This window comes from Bradyrhizobium sp. USDA 3240, assembly GCF_054063295.1.
Map to the genome: position 1 here is coordinate 8,826,429 of NZ_JBSSGD010000002.1, position 15,135 is coordinate 8,841,563.

The following is a 15,135-nucleotide window of genomic DNA, read 5'->3' on the forward strand; positions in this document are numbered from 1 at the left end:
ACCACACAAGGGTTATGTAGTGTCGCCAGATGCGAACAGATCCGTCTTGGTTTCCAACGGGTCATGAACTTCAGCATCTCGATCGCGAAATGCTCTACGGATAAGCGCCGCTCGATGAGTGAGTTCCGACTTCGCTAAGTTTGTTGCGAAGTACCCTCGGTGATGCTCGATGTCTGCTTGCGCACGCGCGGCATCGCAATCTTTCGTTCTCGACGCCGGTCGTGTTGCGATCGCCCGTCACCCGCAAGCGGCGGCATCGCGTTCAAGGCGTGCGTTCTTGAGCGACACGTCCTTGAAGGAACCCAAGCCGTGCCAGCGCTCCTTTCCGTCCTTCCAATCACGATAGGACCAACTCTTCGCCGCGGGCCCATTGACTATCAGATAAAGCGCACCGCCGTCGCCGTACTTGCCCGCTTCGTTTCGCGCTCGACATCGAGTGGCTTGAGCTTTCCAGCCATATGTTCCTCCGATGAAGGCCATCCTCCGAACCCACGGTCCCAAGCCACGGTTTGCGCTTCGATTGTGAGGAACGACAGCGAACTGGGAATACAGCCAGCTGACGAAAACGCTGATTTTGTTGGGGATTCCGAACAGCGGTGAACAACGGAGAACAGTGTACTGGCGGAAGGGGTGGGATTCGAACCCACGGTACCCTTGCGGGCACGCCGGTTTTCAAGACCGGTGCCTTAAACCACTCGGCCACCCTTCCAAACCAACAATTTCAAGTGCTTAACGGCGGACTCGAAGAGAACGAACCGCGAAATTGGCACCCGATTGGCAGCTCACGCGCCAGCGCCGCATTGATCGCCGCCGCCTTGCCGTCGCCGTTCCTAAACAAGTGGGCGTAGACGCGCAAGGTGATGTCCGGCCTCGCGTGCCCAAGGCGCCCTGAGAGAGTGACGATATCCACGCCGGCATCGATCAGCCGGGACGCAAGGGCGTGCCGGAGATTGTGGAACCCCGAGTTGGGCTGGAGGTCGCTCCAGGCCTTTGCTGTGGCGTTTCTTGATAGGCGCGTGTGCCCGCTGCGAACTGGCGGGCGAGTTCGGGCTGGATCGCGATCGGCATTCGCGTGAAGGGCAAGACCTGAGCTTACGCGCAACAACGCCGCCAAGCTTAAAATGCTCGCTGGCGGCGTTGATCCTAGCCTCGGGAAGGATGTGCAAAATCCCGACATGTGAGGGGTCAGCACAAAGCGCACCAAGGTTCATCTCGCAAACGGGGTACTACCGAAGGGGTATGTAGTGTCGCCTTATGCGAACAGATCCGTCTTGGGTGATGTTTCCCGACGGTTCATAAACTTCAGCATCTCGATTGCGATACGCTCTTCGGATAAGCGCCGCTCGATGAAGTGAGTCTCGACTTCGCTAAGTCTGGTGCGAAGCAACCCTCGGTAATGCTCGATGTTTTGCTCGTGCACGCGCAACTTCGCAATCTTTCGTTCTTCCATTTACGCCCCCTGTGTCTCGGAGGCGCTTTCGCGCCGGTTACCGTCGTTACTCTAGATGCAAGAATCGACGCCACGATGACTGTCAGTTCGCGACGACCGTCAAATTCGGAGTATGTGTACATCGGGGATTTCTCGCGAAACTGCGATGCCGCCGACGGTGGCTTGGGTCCGGCATCGCAGGCCCGCGACCAAATTGATTTGCAGCAGCGCCTTCTTTTGAACGACGCCGCCAACTGAGGTGGCTTTCACCCGGGCAGTATTTTTCCCAGTATCGGCTCCTCCCAGAAGCGCTCTATTCCTCAGCTACGATACGGATGTAGGTGAGGAAATATGTCCTTTGACCCAATGGCCGCAGCGATTGATTGGCTGAACGCCTATCGCGCGCGCGACCTTAACGCGATTGTACAGATGCACGCCGACTCTGCTGTCGTGGATTGTCGATGCTGCGTTAGGGAAACCGTCGCCAGCAAAGCGCGATTGATGGCCTTCTGGAAAGAGCGTTTGGACGACTGCGTTCCGTCCGAGATCAGCGATCTAAAGCCGGTCTTGAATGGGACATCGATATCCTTCGTTACACCGCGTGGTGCAACGACTGCGATTATAGAATTCGATGTAGACGGCAAGATTGCTTACATGGAATGGGGCGCTCTAGGTGCGCCACAGGGAGATCGCCGGTCGATTTGACGACAAGCCGCTGCGAGGAGTTGTTACCTGCAAGTCATACGGAATGGATTTCTATCGCTTCTGGCCCTGGGCACGTTGACTGGTCAATCAGCGCGAAAGCGGAAGGCGTCGTAGGCGTGGGCACCCAGGATCACGGCGCTTAGGCACAGCAATACGACGATAGCGGCTTCCATCATGACGCTTGCCCCCGATCAATTCGTGAAGGTGTGGTATAGGTCCATTGTTTCAGGCCGGTTTCGTGCGTCCCTCGAAAATGGCCTTCCACCGGTCTTTCGTGTGGAAAATGCGCATCGCCGACCGGCTTGCTGATTTGCTAACGGCCTCGCTTGGCCTGACGAAGAATAGATATCGTTTTTCGGCGAGTAGAGGCCGCTACCGACGCACACGGGCCGGATATCCTTGCGGCCTGCTTTGCTATCGACCTACGCTGGCCACCATTAGATCAAGGGAGATTTGTCTAGTGGCGACAGGTACTGTGAAGTGGTTCAACTCGACGAAGGGCTATGGTTTCATTCAGCCGGACGGCGGCGGCAAAGACGTCTTCGTGCACATCTCAGCGGTCTCGAAAGCGGGACTGAGCAGCCTCGATGAGGGGGCGAAGGTAAGCTACGAAGTCCAGGAAAATCGCGGCAAAACATCCGCTGAAAATTTAAGGGTGGGTTGACGCCCCGGGAACAAGTGGAAGTGTCGGGAGTAGTCCTTTGCTCCCGTCGTCTCAGTTGCCCAACCCCGACTGCGGGAGATTGAATGCGGCCTCGACGCTCCCTGCGTCGAGGTCGTTTTTTATTGGGGTGGCGTTAGAGGTGGGCGACGACAAACGCTGCGCTCGCGCGCATGCTTCGGCCACGGGCGGAGTTGATTCGGCCATGATGCTGGAAGCCGTCGTGCTGCTGATGGGATTGGGCGCTTGCGCCTTGCTGCTCATCGCCTTCTGGGGGCTTACGTTGCGGTAGTAGCGCGAAGCAGGCAGACCCTCGGATGCGCCCTGTGGGGTACCCCGTGAAACCTCGGCAAGCCCGCTCCGACGTCGAGTACAATTCGGGCTGCCGCGGATGTACCGGCGCTCTGCTGAATCGAGGCGGCCTACTTACTGGCGCCCGCGCCCCAGGCAGACGGAATGACGGCCTCAGCAATCCCCAAGCTGAGGCCGTTTTTCGTTACGGCACGCGAACTTGGCGAGAACACCGGAGTGAAGTGGGCCGGTTGCTTGGTCCACCAGCAGCAATCGGCCGCGGGTCATCGTCGCAGGCACGCACCAAGGTTGACCGCGACCACCGCCGTTGGCCATCATGGTGTCCATGAAGCGCGTCCTGTTCCTTTGCACCGGCAACTACTACCGCAGTCGATACGCAGAGGAGCTGTTCAATCATCTTGCCCGCCGCGAAAACCTGCCGTGGCGCGCCTCATCGAGAGGCGCCGCCGAACGGGGCTCGCCCGACAATGTCGGAGCCATGTCGGTGTTCGCTGATGACCGGCTTCGCGCCAACGGCATCGTTCCGGAGGGGGCAGCGCGCTATCCGCAGCCATGTTCATTGGCCGATTTCGACGGCGTGGACCTGGTGATTGCGCTCAAGGAGGCCGAGCATCGTCCGCTCATCGAGCGGCGGTTCCCCGAGGTCGCCGACAACGTGACTTACTGGCATGTGCACGATATCGATGTTGCCCAGCCTGCGGTTGCGCTGCCGATGATCGACGATCTCGTCCGCGCGCTGGTTTCATCGTTCAGGTAGTCGGTTCGCGCTTCCGAAAGATCGCCAGCGCATATTCTGCCGGGCGTGCGAGCCTGCCGCTGATGCGTTCGATGTCGTCCACGGCCACGATCTCGAGGCGACCTTCAGTGACCTTCAACCGGTCGATCGGCACCTCCCGCGCGAGGAATACCTCGCCGCGAAGGGTGCCGCCTGGCGTCGAATGATCCGGCCCGAAATAACGACCGATCCGCTCAAAACGCGCGGGCGGCAAGTAGTAGCCAATCTCCTCGTGGATTTCGCGCACCACGCATTCCAGGAAGGTCTCGCTGCCCTCCCGCCGCCCGCCAAACAGGCTGATCTTGCCCGGATCGGAAACGTGGGGAAGGTCGTCGCGCAGTTGCATCAGCAACCGGCCATCCGTGCTGACGAGCAGCGCAGACGTTCCTTCTCGTAAGCCGCCGGTCATTCGCGAATCCTCTCGCTGGAAAGGTGGAGGGGTGCGTCAGGACTGGGGCTGGGAGAAGGCGGCGGATCTGCCGTGCAGATCATATCAGCCGAGCGCTTGCCTGGTTGGCATCGCCAGCTATTGAAGGCTGACGCGGAAGTCCGGCCGGCGAGGGAAATGAGGTGAGGGTGGCCGACGCCTATCGCATGGGCGCAGATATAGCGCCCAGGGCATCACGGGTTCAGCCGAAGGCAAATGCCAGCAGGCTGGAGCACAGCAACACGAGGCTCGCTGCGGTCAGGGTTAGAAATCCGTCGGAGACTAAATCGTGACTACGCATGATACACCTGCTTTCTACCGATGCTCATCCGAATTGATTAAAGCTTTCCGAACTTCTCTCCTGGGAAGAGGTGACGCGTCTTTCCGCCTTCAACGGACTGTCAGGCCCGGTACCGATAGCCTTCCACGGCGTGCGCCAAGAAGATCGCCGCACTCACCAGGCCCATCACCGCTGTAACCGTCTCGATCATCGCAAACTTCCTTTGCGCCCCACGCGGGAGAGAAAACGATTGCAGCCTTGCACAGTCAAAAAGATTCAATTGTTGGAATTGAAGATGCCCCCCGACTGATGATTTGTTGCAACAGTGTGTCTGATCGCGGGACAGGCGCGGGCGTTTTGCGCGCACGGAGGTCCGTAGAAGGACGGAGGAGGCGCAACAGACCATTCACCAAGACGCCACCGCCTCATGGCTCTCCCCATTTCCGCCGTGTTCCGGTTGCGATATCTTCACCATCTGCTGCGGAGGTGGGCCGCACAGTGACAGAATCGATCCCGACGCCTCGAAGTAGGCGCGGGTCCTGCAGAATGGTACTTGGGGCAGATGGGGATTAGACGGCCAGATTCGATGATCCGGACGGCGCGCGGCGCCGTTGCGGTGGCCTCGTGCCTCGTCCTCGCCAATTGTGCCTCCTCGAACCAGCTCACCAGCCGGATCGATCCCAAGTACGGCGTCTCCTCGAGCCCGCGCGTCGTGGCGCTCGGTGACCCCGTGCCGAAGGGCGGCGGCACCTACCGCATCGGCAAGCCCTATGTCGTCGCCGGCCGCACCTATGTGCCGGAGGAGAACGAGAACTATCGCGCCGAGGGCATGGCGTCCTGGTACGGCGATGATTTCCATGGCCGCCTGACCGCCAATGGCGAGGTGTTCGACATGGGCTCGCTCACGGCCGCCCATCCGACCTTGCCGATGCCGAGCTACGCGCGCGTCACCAATCTGAGCAACGGGAAGTCGCTGGTGGTGCGCGTCAACGATCGCGGCCCATACCGCGGCAACCGCCTCATAGACGTCTCGAACAAAGCCGCCGAACTTCTTGATTTCAAAGGCAATGGCGTCGCGCGCGTCCGCGTCGAGTATGTCGGGCGGGCGCCGCTCGAAGGTTCCGACGACCGCCAGCTAATGGCGACCCTGCGCACCGGAACGCCGGCGCCGTCGCCGTCGATGGTCCGGGTCGCCTCCGCGCGGCCGTTCGTGCCGGAAATGTCGTCCTCGTCGGGCCGGGTCCGCGGCGACGTTCCGTTGCCGGAGGGGCGGCCCTACAGCCTCGGCAACACCCAGGCCGACTACGCCTCGGTCAACGCCACCTCGGAAATGTCGGCCTCAAGCCGGTCGCACCGCCGCGTGCCGAACAATCCGCGCGAAGTCTCCTACGAGGGTGACGCGCGCTACGCCGCGGCCCCGAGCCCGGCGGCGGCCGCTTACGTGCCGATCGACGCGCGTGGACCCGCCGAAGTCCTGAGCGGGCGCGGGCTCTACTGAGCCAAGCGGCTTACTGAACCAAGCCGTTGCGAATCAAGCTTTTGGCCTGATCATTTCAGAAATGCGATCAGCGCGGCGTTGACCTCGTCCGGGCGCTCCTGCTGGATCCAGTGGCCGGCGCCCTCGACGATCAGCTTCTGCCGCAGGTTCGGCAGCACACGCTCCATGTCCGCGACCCGCTTGGCACCGATCAGCCCGGTAATCACCGAATCGTTCGAGCCGGCGATGAACAGCGACGGTTGATGGATCTGCGCGTCCTGCCAGGGCGCGGTCAGCTCCCAGTTGCGGTCGAGATTGCGGTACCAATTCAGACCGCCGCGGAAGCCGGACTGCCGGTAGCCTTCGGCGAATTCGGCGATATCAGCCTCGGTCAGCCAGGCCGGCAGCGGCATTCCAGCCGGGAGCTTGCCGAGGAAGCCCTTGGCTTCGTCGACGAACATCGAGCTCGGATCGGAGACGCCGCGCCCGAGCACCAGCCGCATGGTGTGGGCGACGTCGCGTTCGAACTCCGCCTCCGCCACGCCCGGCGGCTGGAAGTATTGCCAGTAGAAATTGGTGATACCGCTCTCGCGCAGGGTTTCCAACGGACGGCCGCGGCCACGGAACGGCGGCGGCACACTGAGGCCCGCGACCTTGGTGAAGATATCAGGGCGGAACAGGGCCGCGTGCCAGGCAACCGGTGCGCCCCAATCGTGACCGACGATCATCGCCTTCTGCTCGCCGAGCGCGGCCACCAGCGCGACCATGTCGCCGACGGTATCGAAGATTGTGTAGGCGCCGACGTCGGCCGGCGCGGTGGTCCGGCCGAAGCCGCGCATGTCGGGGGCCGCGACCCGAAAGCCTGCCGCGGCGAGCGCTGCGATCTGGTGCCGCCACGAGTAGGACAGCTCCGGCCAGCCATGGCAGAGCACGATCAGTGGGCCTTGCCCGGCCTCGCGCACGAACATGTCGATGCCGTTGGCGGAGATGGTGCGGGAGGATGACATTCGCGTTTCCGCCTTGTTTGCCGGTTCTGCTGTCGTTAGCTGGTTCCAAGGATACGGGCGTTCAGCGCGGGCGGCAATCCAGCCGGCCGTGCACAAGCGGCGAAACCTCAGTTGTTTGCGATACTTCCAGCTGTTAGAACGCAGTCTTTCAGGACATCGCCGATGGCAGCCCATACCGCAATTCCCCGCACGTTGTTCGCTCGCGCCGGGCGTGGATGGCGTGGCGTGATCGCGGCCGCGGTCGTGCTGGCGATCGGCTGCGGCGGAATGGTCTATGCCGCCAACAACAGCGTCCAGGGCGCCAAGAAGGAAGAGGGCGGGTTCGACGGCGATGCGCCGACCGCGATCCTGGTCGAGGCCTCTTCGGGCAGCGTGCTGTTCGAGAAGAACGCCGACGAGCTGCGCGCGCCCTCCAGCATGATGAAGCTGATGACGGCCGAGGTGGTGTTCGACGCCATCAAGAAGGGCGATATCAAGCTGACCGACGAATACCGGGTCAGCGAGAACGCCTGGCGGCGGGGCGGGGCGCCGTCCGGGACCTCCACGATGTTCGCGGCGATCAACAGCAAGGTCTCGGTCGACGACCTCCTGCACGGCGCGATCATCCCGAGCGGCAACGACGCCTGCATCGCGCTGGCCGAAGGCATCGCCGGCAACGAGCATACCTTTGCGACCGACTTCATGACCAAGCGCGCCCGCGAGCTCGGCATGACCAAGTCGACCTTCGGCAATTCCAACGGGCTGCCCGACCCGACCAACAAGATGACGGTACGGGAACTCGCGGTGCTGGCGCGCCACATCATCCTGACCTACCCGGAGCGCTACAAGCTGTTCGGCGAGAAGGAATTCACCTGGAACAAGATCCGCCAGCAGAACCGCAATCCGCTGCTGAACGCTCTGCCCGGCGCCGACGGCCTGAAGACCGGCTACACCAAGGAAGGCGGCTACGGCATGGTCGGCTCGGCCGTGCAGAACGACACGCGGCTGATCGTCGTGGTCAACGGCCTCGAGGATTCCGAAGACCGCGCGACCGAAGCCAAGAAGATGCTGGAATGGGGGTTCCGCAGCTTCGAGACCCGGGTCCTGATCGCGGCCAACCAGCCGGTCGGCTACGCCCGGGTGTTCGGCGGCGAGAGCCGCTCGGTGAAGCTGGTGAGCCCCGATCCGATCAAGGTCATGGTGTCCAAGAACGGCAACGACAAGCTGCTCGCGCGCGTCATCTATAGCGGCCCGGTCAAGGCGCCGGTCACCGCCGGCCAACAGATCGGCGTCGTCCGGGTCTGGCGCGGCGGCAATGTTGCGATGGAGACGCCGGTGTTCGCGGCCGATGCCGTCGGCACGGGATCGACGATGCGCCGCGCGCTCGACGGCGCCCAGGAGCTTGTGATCGGAATGTTCCGCGCAGGGGTCGAGAAGCTCTGACATGGCGGAAGCAGCAGTCCAACGGCCGAGCTTGCGCGGTCGCTTCATCACCTTTGAGGGCGGCGAGGGATCCGGGAAATCGACCCAGATCCGCAAGCTCGCCGAACGGCTCGATGTCGCCAAGCTGCGCGCGATCGTGACCCGCGAGCCCGGCGGCTCGCCCGGGGCCGAGATCATCCGTCACCTGGTACTGTCGGGGATGGGCAAGCTGCTCGGGCCGGAAGCCGAGACACTGCTGTTTGCCGCCGCGCGTGACGACCATGTCCGCACCGTGATCCTGCCGGCGCTCAACCAGGGCATCTGGGTACTGTGCGATCGCTTCTTCGATTCCACGCGCGCCTATCAGGGCCAGCTCGGGCAGGTGTCGCCCGGCCTCGTCAATGCCATGCAGCGCGTCACCATCGGCGACCTGAAGCCCGACCTGACCTTCATCCTCGATGTGCCGGTCGAAGTCGGACTGCAACGCGCCGCCCTGCGCCGCGGCAATGCCACGGCGGATCGCTTCGAAGCCGAGGGCATCAAGTTCCATCAGGATTTACGCGATGCCTACCGTAAGATCGCGGCGGACGATCCACAGCGTTGCGTGCTGATCGACGCGACGGCCGATCCGGACACGGTCGCGGCGCGAATTTGGGCCGCGCTGCGCGAGCATCTGCGCGCAACGCTCACCGCAGACAGTCCCGCATGAGCGCACGCAAGGTCGAACAGGAGAGCCCCGCTCGCCACCCGCGCGAAACCCCCGACCTGTTCGGGCATCGCGAGGCGGAGACTGCCTTGCTCGATGCCTATCGCAGCGGACGAATTCCGCATGCCTGGCTGATCGGCGGCGCGCAGGGCATCGGCAAGGCGACGCTGGCTTACCGCATGGCGCGGTTCGTGCTGGCGTTCCGCAATCCCAAATCGTCCCAGGTGCAGGCGGCGCCGACGCTGCGGGTCGATCCGGCCGACCCGGTGGCGCGCCAGATCACGGCGGGCGCCCATGGCGGCCTGCTGGTGCTGGAGCGCGGCCTCAACGACCGCGGCGTGATGCGCACCGTGATCACGGTCGACGAGACGCGCGAGACGATCTCTTTCTTCGGCTCGACGGCTGCAGTCGACGGCTGGCGCGTCTGCATCGTCGACACGGTCGATGAGCTCAATCCCAATGCCGCGAATGCGCTGCTGAAAATCCTCGAGGAGCCGCCGCAGCGGTCGCTGTTCCTGCTGGTCAGCCACGCGCCGTCACGGGTGCTGCCCACCATCCTGTCCCGCTGCCGCAAATTGCTGCTGCGGCCGCTGGAGACGGGCGATGTTCTGCGCGCTGCCACGGCCGCAACCGACATCGCGGCCGACGATCCCGCGCTGGCGGAAGCCGCGGCAGCGTCCGAGGGCAGCGTCGGGCGGGCGCTATCACTGCTCGGCGGCGACGCGCTCAAGCTGCAGCAGCGCACGGCCGCGCTCCTGGCGACGTTGCCAAATGTCGATCCGCGCGAGCTGCACGCGCTGGGCGATGCGCTTGGCACCAGCGACCGCGTCGCGCTTGCCGCCTTCATCGACGGCATCGATCGCTGGATGAGCGAGCGCATGCGAACCGGCGACGCCAATGCCAATCTGCCGCGCCTTGCACGGCTTGCGGAGGTATGGGAAAAGATCGTCCGCGCCGCGCGCGATACCGAAGCCTACAATCTGGAGCGCAAGCCGCTGGTTTTCTCGGTGTTTTCGATGCTCGCGGACGCGACCCGATAGACGCCAAGTCTGAAAACAATCTGTCTGAATGCGCTCTCGTCCGAAAACACACTCGTCCGAAGACACATCCGTCTGACAACACTCCCGACAATCTCGTTTCGATCTGCAAAGGATTCCGTGGTGGCGACCGCTAAGAAGAAATCGTCGAAAAAGGCCAAGAAGACGAAGAAGGCATCGCCCGCTCGCGCGACCAGGAAGGCCACGGCGAAGTCACGCGCTGCCAAGACCAAGAAGGGTGGGCGCGTCACCAAGAAGACGAAGAAGGCTGCAAAGGCCAAGACAGGAGCCAAGAAGTCGGCTGCGAAGAAGGTCGCCAAAAAGGCCGTCAAGAAGGCTGCGAAGAAGACGGCTCGGAAGGCTGCCACAAAGCCCACCAAGGCTCCGCCGAAGACGGCAGCCGCGACGACTGTGACTCCGGCTGCAAGGAAGCCCGCTGCGCCGAAAGCTTCAGCCGCAGAGAAGGCGCCGAAGGTGGCAATTGTCCGCGCGCCCAAACAACCGAAACCCGTGGCGAGGGCTGCTGCGCCCGCGTCCGTCCCGGCACCAGCCGCGGACCGCGGCAACGCCTACTACATCACCACCGCGATCGCGTATCCGAACGGCCAGCCGCATATCGGCCACGCCTATGAGGCGATCGCGACCGACGCATTGGCGCGCTTCCAGCGGCTCGACGGCAAGGACGTGTTCTTCCTGACCGGCACCGACGAGCACGGACAGAAGATGATCCAGACCGCGGCCGGCGAGGGGATGACACCCTACGATCTCGCGACCCGCAACGCCGCGCGCTTCAAGGAGATGGACGAGCGGCTCAACGTCTCGTTCGACCGTTTCATCCGCACCTCGGAGCCCGCGCACCACAAGTCGGTGCAGGAAATCTGGCGCCGCATGCAGGACAATGGCGACATCTATGTCGACGCCTATGCCGGCTGGTACTCGGTACGCGACGAGGCCTATTACGCCGAGGATGAGACCACGGTCGGCGAGGACAATGTCCGCCGCGGCCCGCAGGGCACGCCGGTCGAATGGGTCGAGGAGAAGAGCTACTTCTTCAAGCTCTCGGCCTATCAGGACAGGCTCTTGCATCTCTACGAGAGCCAACCCGATTTCATCGGCCCGGATTCGCGCCGCAACGAGGTGATGAGCTTCGTGCGGGGCGGGCTGAAGGACCTCTCGATCTCGCGCACCACCTTCGACTGGGGCGTCAAGGTCCCCAACGATCCCGAGCACGTGATGTATGTCTGGGTCGACGCGCTGACCAACTACATCACCGGCGTCGGCTATCCCGACGAGAGCGACAAACACTGGCGCTACTGGCCGGCCGACGTGCACATCATCGGCAAGGACATCATCCGTTTCCACGCGGTGTACTGGCCGGCCTTCCTGATGTCGGCCGGCATCCCGTTGCAGAGGCGCGTCTATGCGCACGGCTTCCTGTTCAACAGGGGCGAGAAGATGTCGAAGTCGGTCGGCAACGTGGTCGACCCCTTCAATCTGGCGAACCAGTACGGCGTTGACCAGGTGCGCTACTTCTTCCTGCGCGAAGTGCCGTTCGGCCAGGACGGCAACTACAACCACGAGGCTATCGTCGCGCGCATCAATGCCGACCTCGCCAATGATTTCGGCAATCTCGCGCAGCGTTCGCTGTCGATGATCGCCAAGCAACTCGGCGGCGTGCTGCCGGAGCCCGGCGAGTTCAGCGAGAACGACAAGGCGATCCTGGCGCAGGCTGACGCCATGCTGGAGACGTCGCGGACCGCAATGGCGACGCAGCAGATCCATCAATGGCTCAACACGGTCTGGGCCGTGGTCGCCGAAGCCAACCGCTACTTTGCCGGCGAGGCGCCGTGGGCGTTGGCGAAGACCGATCCGGCGCGCCAGAAGACGGTGCTCTATGTCACCGCCGAAGTGGTGCGCCAGATCGCAATCATGGCGCAGGCGGTGATGCCGGAATCCTGCGGCAAGATGCTCGACAGCCTCGGCATCCCTGCGGATGCGCGTAGCTTTGCCACGATCGCCGAGCGGATCAAGCCGGGCACAGTTCTGCCGGCGCCGGTTGGCGTGTTTCCGCGCTACGTGGAACCGAAGACCGAGTGAGCGGTTCGAAAGTCATGCTGGTCGACAGTCACTGCCATCTCGATTTCCCTGACTTCGCCGACGATCTCGACGGGATCGTCGGACGCGCCGAAGCGGCCGGCATCGGCCGCATGGTCACGATCTCGACCCGGGTCAAGCGGCTCGGCGGCCTGCTTGCGATCACGGAGCGCTTTCCGGACGTCTACTGTTCGGTCGGCACCCATCCGCATCATGCCGACGAAGAGGACGGTATCCCGGCCAGCGAACTGATCGAGCTGACCAAGCATCCGAAGGTCGTGGCGCTCGGCGAGGCGGGGCTCGATTACTTCTATGAGCATGGTTCGCGCGAGGCCCAGGAGCGCGGCTTTCGCTCGCATATCGCGGCGGCCCGCGCAACCGGCCTGCCGCTCGTCATCCACACCAGGGAGGCCGACGAGGATTGCGGCCGCATTCTGGAGGATGAAATCGCGAAGGGGCCGTTCAAGGCCGTGCTGCACTGCTACACCGGCGGGCGCGAGCTCGCGATGAAGGCGATCACGCTGGGGCTGTCGATCTCGTTCACGGGCATCCTGACGTTCAAGAAGTCGGAGGCCCTTCGCGCACTGGCTGCGGAGCTGCCGGCAGATCGCATCATGGTCGAGACCGACGCGCCGTATCTTGCGCCCGGAAAATTCCGCGGCAAGCGCAACGAGCCGTCCTACGTTGTCGAGGTCGCCAGGGTGCTCGCCGAAACCCGCGGCGTCTCTCTCGAGGAGATTTCGCGGCAGACCACTGAAAACTTCTTCCGGCTGTTCTCCAAGGTGCCGGCGCCGAAGGTTGCTGCATGACGCTGACACTGACCATTCTGGGCTGCGGCTCATCCGCCGGCGTGCCACGTCCGGCACTCGGCTGGGGCGCCTGCGATCCCAACAATCCCAAAAACCGCCGCCGCCGTTGCTCGATCATGGCCGAGCGCACCATGGAGCACGGCACCACGCGGGTCGTGATCGATACCTCGCCCGACCTGCGCGAGCAGCTGATCGACGGCAATGTCGAGCACATCGATGCGGTGTTTCTGACCCATGAGCATGCCGACCAGACCCACGGCATCGACGATTTGCGCTCGGTGGTGCTGCACCAGCGCCGCCGCATCCCGGTCTACTTCAACCAGTCGACCGCCAAGGACATCATGGCGCGGTTCTCCTATTGCTTCATCTCACCGGAAGGCAGCGACTATCCGCCGATCCTGACCCGGCATTCGATCGAGGCCGGCGAGAGCCACACGGTGCAGGGGAAGGGCGGTCCGCTGAAGCTCGAGGCCTTCCTGGTGAAGCATGGCCAAATTCCCGCGCTCGGCTACCGCATTGGAGATGCCGCCTACACGCCCGATCTGCACGACATTCCCGAAGAGAGCTGGCCGACGCTTGAAGGTCTCGATCTCTGGATCGTCGACGGCCTGCGCTATGCGCCGCATCCCAGCCATTTCAGCGTTGCTGACGCGCTGTCGTGGATCGAGCGCTTCAAGCCGAAGCGCGCGGTGATCACCAACATGCATTCCGACCTCGATTACGAGGTGTTGCGGCAGAGTCTGCCGGCCGGCGTGATCCCGGCCTATGACGGCATGCGGCTGACGCTCGATCGGGCAGGCTGAAGCAACCGGTCGCGTCGCGCGGCAATAAATCCGACCGGTCACACCCGGCGGACGGCATTTGAGCTTGCACTCTGCCTGAGCTTGCCCTCTGCTGAGGGTCGCGAATAATCCGTTTTTGAGGGAACTGTATGCTCATCGATCCCACTGCGCGGATTGAGGATGGGGCGGTGATCGGCGCCGGCACGTCGATTGGTCCTTATTGCGTTATTGGTTCCCGTGTCATCATCGGCGCAAACTGCAAGCTGATCGCCCACGTCCACATGACCGCGGAGACCACGATCGGTGGCGGCTGCACGATCTATCCATTCGTCTCGCTCGGCACGCCTCCGCAAGCCCTGAGCTATCGCGGCGAACTGACCAAGCTTCAGATCGGTCAGGATTGCACGATCCGCGAGCACGTCACCATGAATGCCGGAACCGTCGCGGGTGGCGGTGTTACCCGCGTCGGCGATCGCGGCTATTTCATGAACTGCAGCCATGTCGGTCACGACTGCGTCATAGGAAACGACGTCATCTTCGCCACGTCCGCGACGCTGGGCGGCCATTGCGAAATCGGCAATTTTGTCTTTATGGGAGGCCTCTCATCCGCCCATCAATTCGTTCGAATTGGGGCGCAGGCGATGATCGGGGCTACGAGTTGCGTACGTGGCGACGTAATCCCGTTTGGCCTTGCAAGCGGTCAGTACGCGGGTCTCGCCGGGCTCAACCTGGTTGGCATGCGACGCCGCGAATTTACCCGCGAACGCCTCGCGGTGGTCCGGGCGTTCTATCAGAAACTATTTCGCGGCCCTGGTGTGTTTGCCGCGCGTCTGCACGAGGTAAGGCAATTGGCCGACGCGGATCCCGCGATTGCAGAAATCCTGGGCTTCATCGACGCGGTAAGGCATCGCTCGCTGTGTCTGCCGGCGAACGACGATCATATGATTGCCCCACGCCGAAGCTCGTTCGCTGAATCGAGCTGATAGCACCGCGGAAATTTCCGGATCTTTCGGCCGATGTCTTCGGGATCGTGCGGGCTCCGTCACCCGCGCGCCTTGCCTCTGCTCGACCGCGGCGCAGAGGACTTCCCCCATTTCAGATCGGGTTTCCCGCGACCACCGCCATGAACCCGCCGCCCGGCGGGCGGCGTCGGTTGCACAAGATCGCCAACGGTCCTGTCTTGACCTTTCACGCAAAGGGCATATCGTTATGATCATAACAATGCGCTGGGAG

17 protein-coding genes and 1 tRNA gene are annotated in these 15,135 nt (G+C 63.1%); 12 read left to right on the top strand and 6 right to left on the bottom strand.

Going from position 1 to position 15,135, the window contains the following annotated elements; translation table 11 throughout:
• Positions 1-237 precede the first annotated feature (237 nt).
• From ACVIGA_RS42105 to ACVIGA_RS42120, 4 genes are all read right to left on the bottom strand, one after another.
• Positions 238-480, bottom strand: a complete 243-nt coding sequence (locus ACVIGA_RS42105) for an Arm DNA-binding domain-containing protein (protein ID WP_456670642.1) — start codon at positions 478-480, stop codon at positions 238-240.
• 139 nt (positions 481-619) lie between these two features.
• Positions 620-709, bottom strand: a tRNA-Ser gene (locus ACVIGA_RS42110).
• A 12-nt stretch (positions 710-721) separates the two neighbouring features.
• Complete coding sequence (locus ACVIGA_RS42115) at positions 722-1,177, bottom strand: tyrosine-type recombinase/integrase (protein ID WP_456671005.1); 456 nt, start codon at positions 1,175-1,177, stop codon at positions 722-724.
• Positions 1,178-1,252: 75 nt separating this feature from the next.
• Complete coding sequence (locus tag ACVIGA_RS42120; protein WP_456670643.1) at positions 1,253-1,450, bottom strand: hypothetical protein; 198 nt, start codon at positions 1,448-1,450, stop codon at positions 1,253-1,255.
• Between the two features lie 330 nt (positions 1,451-1,780).
• Between ACVIGA_RS42120 and ACVIGA_RS42125 the strand changes: the two genes are divergently transcribed.
• From ACVIGA_RS42125 to ACVIGA_RS42140, 4 genes are all read left to right on the top strand, one after another.
• On the top strand, positions 1,781-2,134 hold the full coding sequence (locus ACVIGA_RS42125; RefSeq protein WP_456670644.1) for a nuclear transport factor 2 family protein: 354 nt from the start codon (positions 1,781-1,783) through the stop codon (positions 2,132-2,134).
• A 460-nt stretch (positions 2,135-2,594) separates the two neighbouring features.
• Entirely contained in the window at positions 2,595-2,798 is a 204-nt protein-coding gene (locus tag ACVIGA_RS42130; protein WP_223966486.1) for a cold-shock protein, read from the top strand.
• Positions 2,799-2,937: 139 nt separating this feature from the next.
• Complete coding sequence (locus tag ACVIGA_RS42135; protein ID WP_223966485.1) at positions 2,938-3,087, top strand: hypothetical protein; 150 nt, start codon at positions 2,938-2,940, stop codon at positions 3,085-3,087.
• Positions 3,088-3,423: 336 nt separating this feature from the next.
• The gene (locus ACVIGA_RS42140; protein ID WP_456671006.1) at positions 3,424-3,864 is read left to right on the top strand and encodes an arsenate reductase/protein-tyrosine-phosphatase family protein; all 441 of its coding nucleotides are present in this window, start codon (positions 3,424-3,426) and stop codon (positions 3,862-3,864) included.
• Here ACVIGA_RS42140 and ACVIGA_RS42145 read toward each other — a convergent pair.
• Positions 3,857-4,291 (bottom strand): NUDIX domain-containing protein, encoded by a 435-nt coding sequence (locus ACVIGA_RS42145; RefSeq protein WP_456670645.1) that lies wholly within the window; start codon positions 4,289-4,291, stop codon positions 3,857-3,859. The two genes, ACVIGA_RS42140 and ACVIGA_RS42145, sit on opposite strands and share 8 nt — an antisense overlap.
• Positions 4,292-5,151: 860 nt before the next feature.
• Between ACVIGA_RS42145 and ACVIGA_RS42150 the strand changes: the two genes are divergently transcribed.
• Positions 5,152-6,087, top strand: a complete 936-nt coding sequence (locus ACVIGA_RS42150; RefSeq protein ID WP_456670646.1) for a septal ring lytic transglycosylase RlpA family protein — start codon at positions 5,152-5,154, stop codon at positions 6,085-6,087.
• Positions 6,088-6,137: 50 nt separating this feature from the next.
• On the opposite strand, the gene ACVIGA_RS42155 is transcribed toward ACVIGA_RS42150, so the two are convergent.
• Complete coding sequence (locus tag ACVIGA_RS42155) at positions 6,138-7,073, bottom strand: alpha/beta fold hydrolase (protein ID WP_456670647.1); 936 nt, start codon at positions 7,071-7,073, stop codon at positions 6,138-6,140.
• Positions 7,074-7,235: 162 nt separating this feature from the next.
• Here ACVIGA_RS42155 and ACVIGA_RS42160 point away from each other — a divergent pair, with 162 nt between their 5' ends.
• The 7 genes from ACVIGA_RS42160 to lpxA all read left to right on the top strand — a co-directional run bounded on the left by ACVIGA_RS42160 (position 7,236) and on the right by lpxA (position 14,885).
• Positions 7,236-8,495 (top strand): D-alanyl-D-alanine carboxypeptidase family protein, encoded by a 1,260-nt coding sequence (locus tag ACVIGA_RS42160; RefSeq protein WP_456670648.1) that lies wholly within the window; start codon positions 7,236-7,238, stop codon positions 8,493-8,495.
• 1 nt (position 8,496) lies between these two features.
• Positions 8,497-9,183 carry a dTMP kinase gene (gene tmk, locus ACVIGA_RS42165; RefSeq protein WP_207839864.1) on the top strand — a complete coding sequence of 229 codons (687 nt, stop codon included), beginning with the start codon at positions 8,497-8,499 and terminating at the stop codon, positions 9,181-9,183.
• Positions 9,180-10,220: a DNA polymerase III subunit delta' gene (locus ACVIGA_RS42170; protein ID WP_456670649.1), complete on the top strand. Its 1,041-nt coding sequence runs from the start codon at positions 9,180-9,182 to the stop codon at positions 10,218-10,220. Before tmk ends, ACVIGA_RS42170 begins: the two co-directional genes overlap by 4 nt.
• Before the next feature lie 120 nt (positions 10,221-10,340).
• Complete coding sequence (metG, locus tag ACVIGA_RS42175; RefSeq protein ID WP_456670650.1) at positions 10,341-12,314, top strand: methionine--tRNA ligase; 1,974 nt, start codon at positions 10,341-10,343, stop codon at positions 12,312-12,314.
• 14 nt (positions 12,315-12,328) lie between these two features.
• A complete protein-coding gene (locus ACVIGA_RS42180; RefSeq protein WP_456671007.1) occupies positions 12,329-13,120 on the top strand; it encodes a TatD family hydrolase in 792 nt (263 codons plus the stop codon).
• On the top strand, positions 13,117-13,923 hold the full coding sequence (locus ACVIGA_RS42185; protein WP_223966476.1) for an MBL fold metallo-hydrolase: 807 nt from the start codon (positions 13,117-13,119) through the stop codon (positions 13,921-13,923). Before ACVIGA_RS42180 ends, ACVIGA_RS42185 begins: the two co-directional genes overlap by 4 nt.
• A 128-nt stretch (positions 13,924-14,051) precedes the next feature.
• Positions 14,052-14,885 carry an acyl-ACP--UDP-N-acetylglucosamine O-acyltransferase gene (gene lpxA / locus ACVIGA_RS42190; protein WP_456670651.1) on the top strand — a complete coding sequence of 278 codons (834 nt, stop codon included), beginning with the start codon at positions 14,052-14,054 and terminating at the stop codon, positions 14,883-14,885.
• Positions 14,886-15,135: the final 250 nt, after the last annotated feature.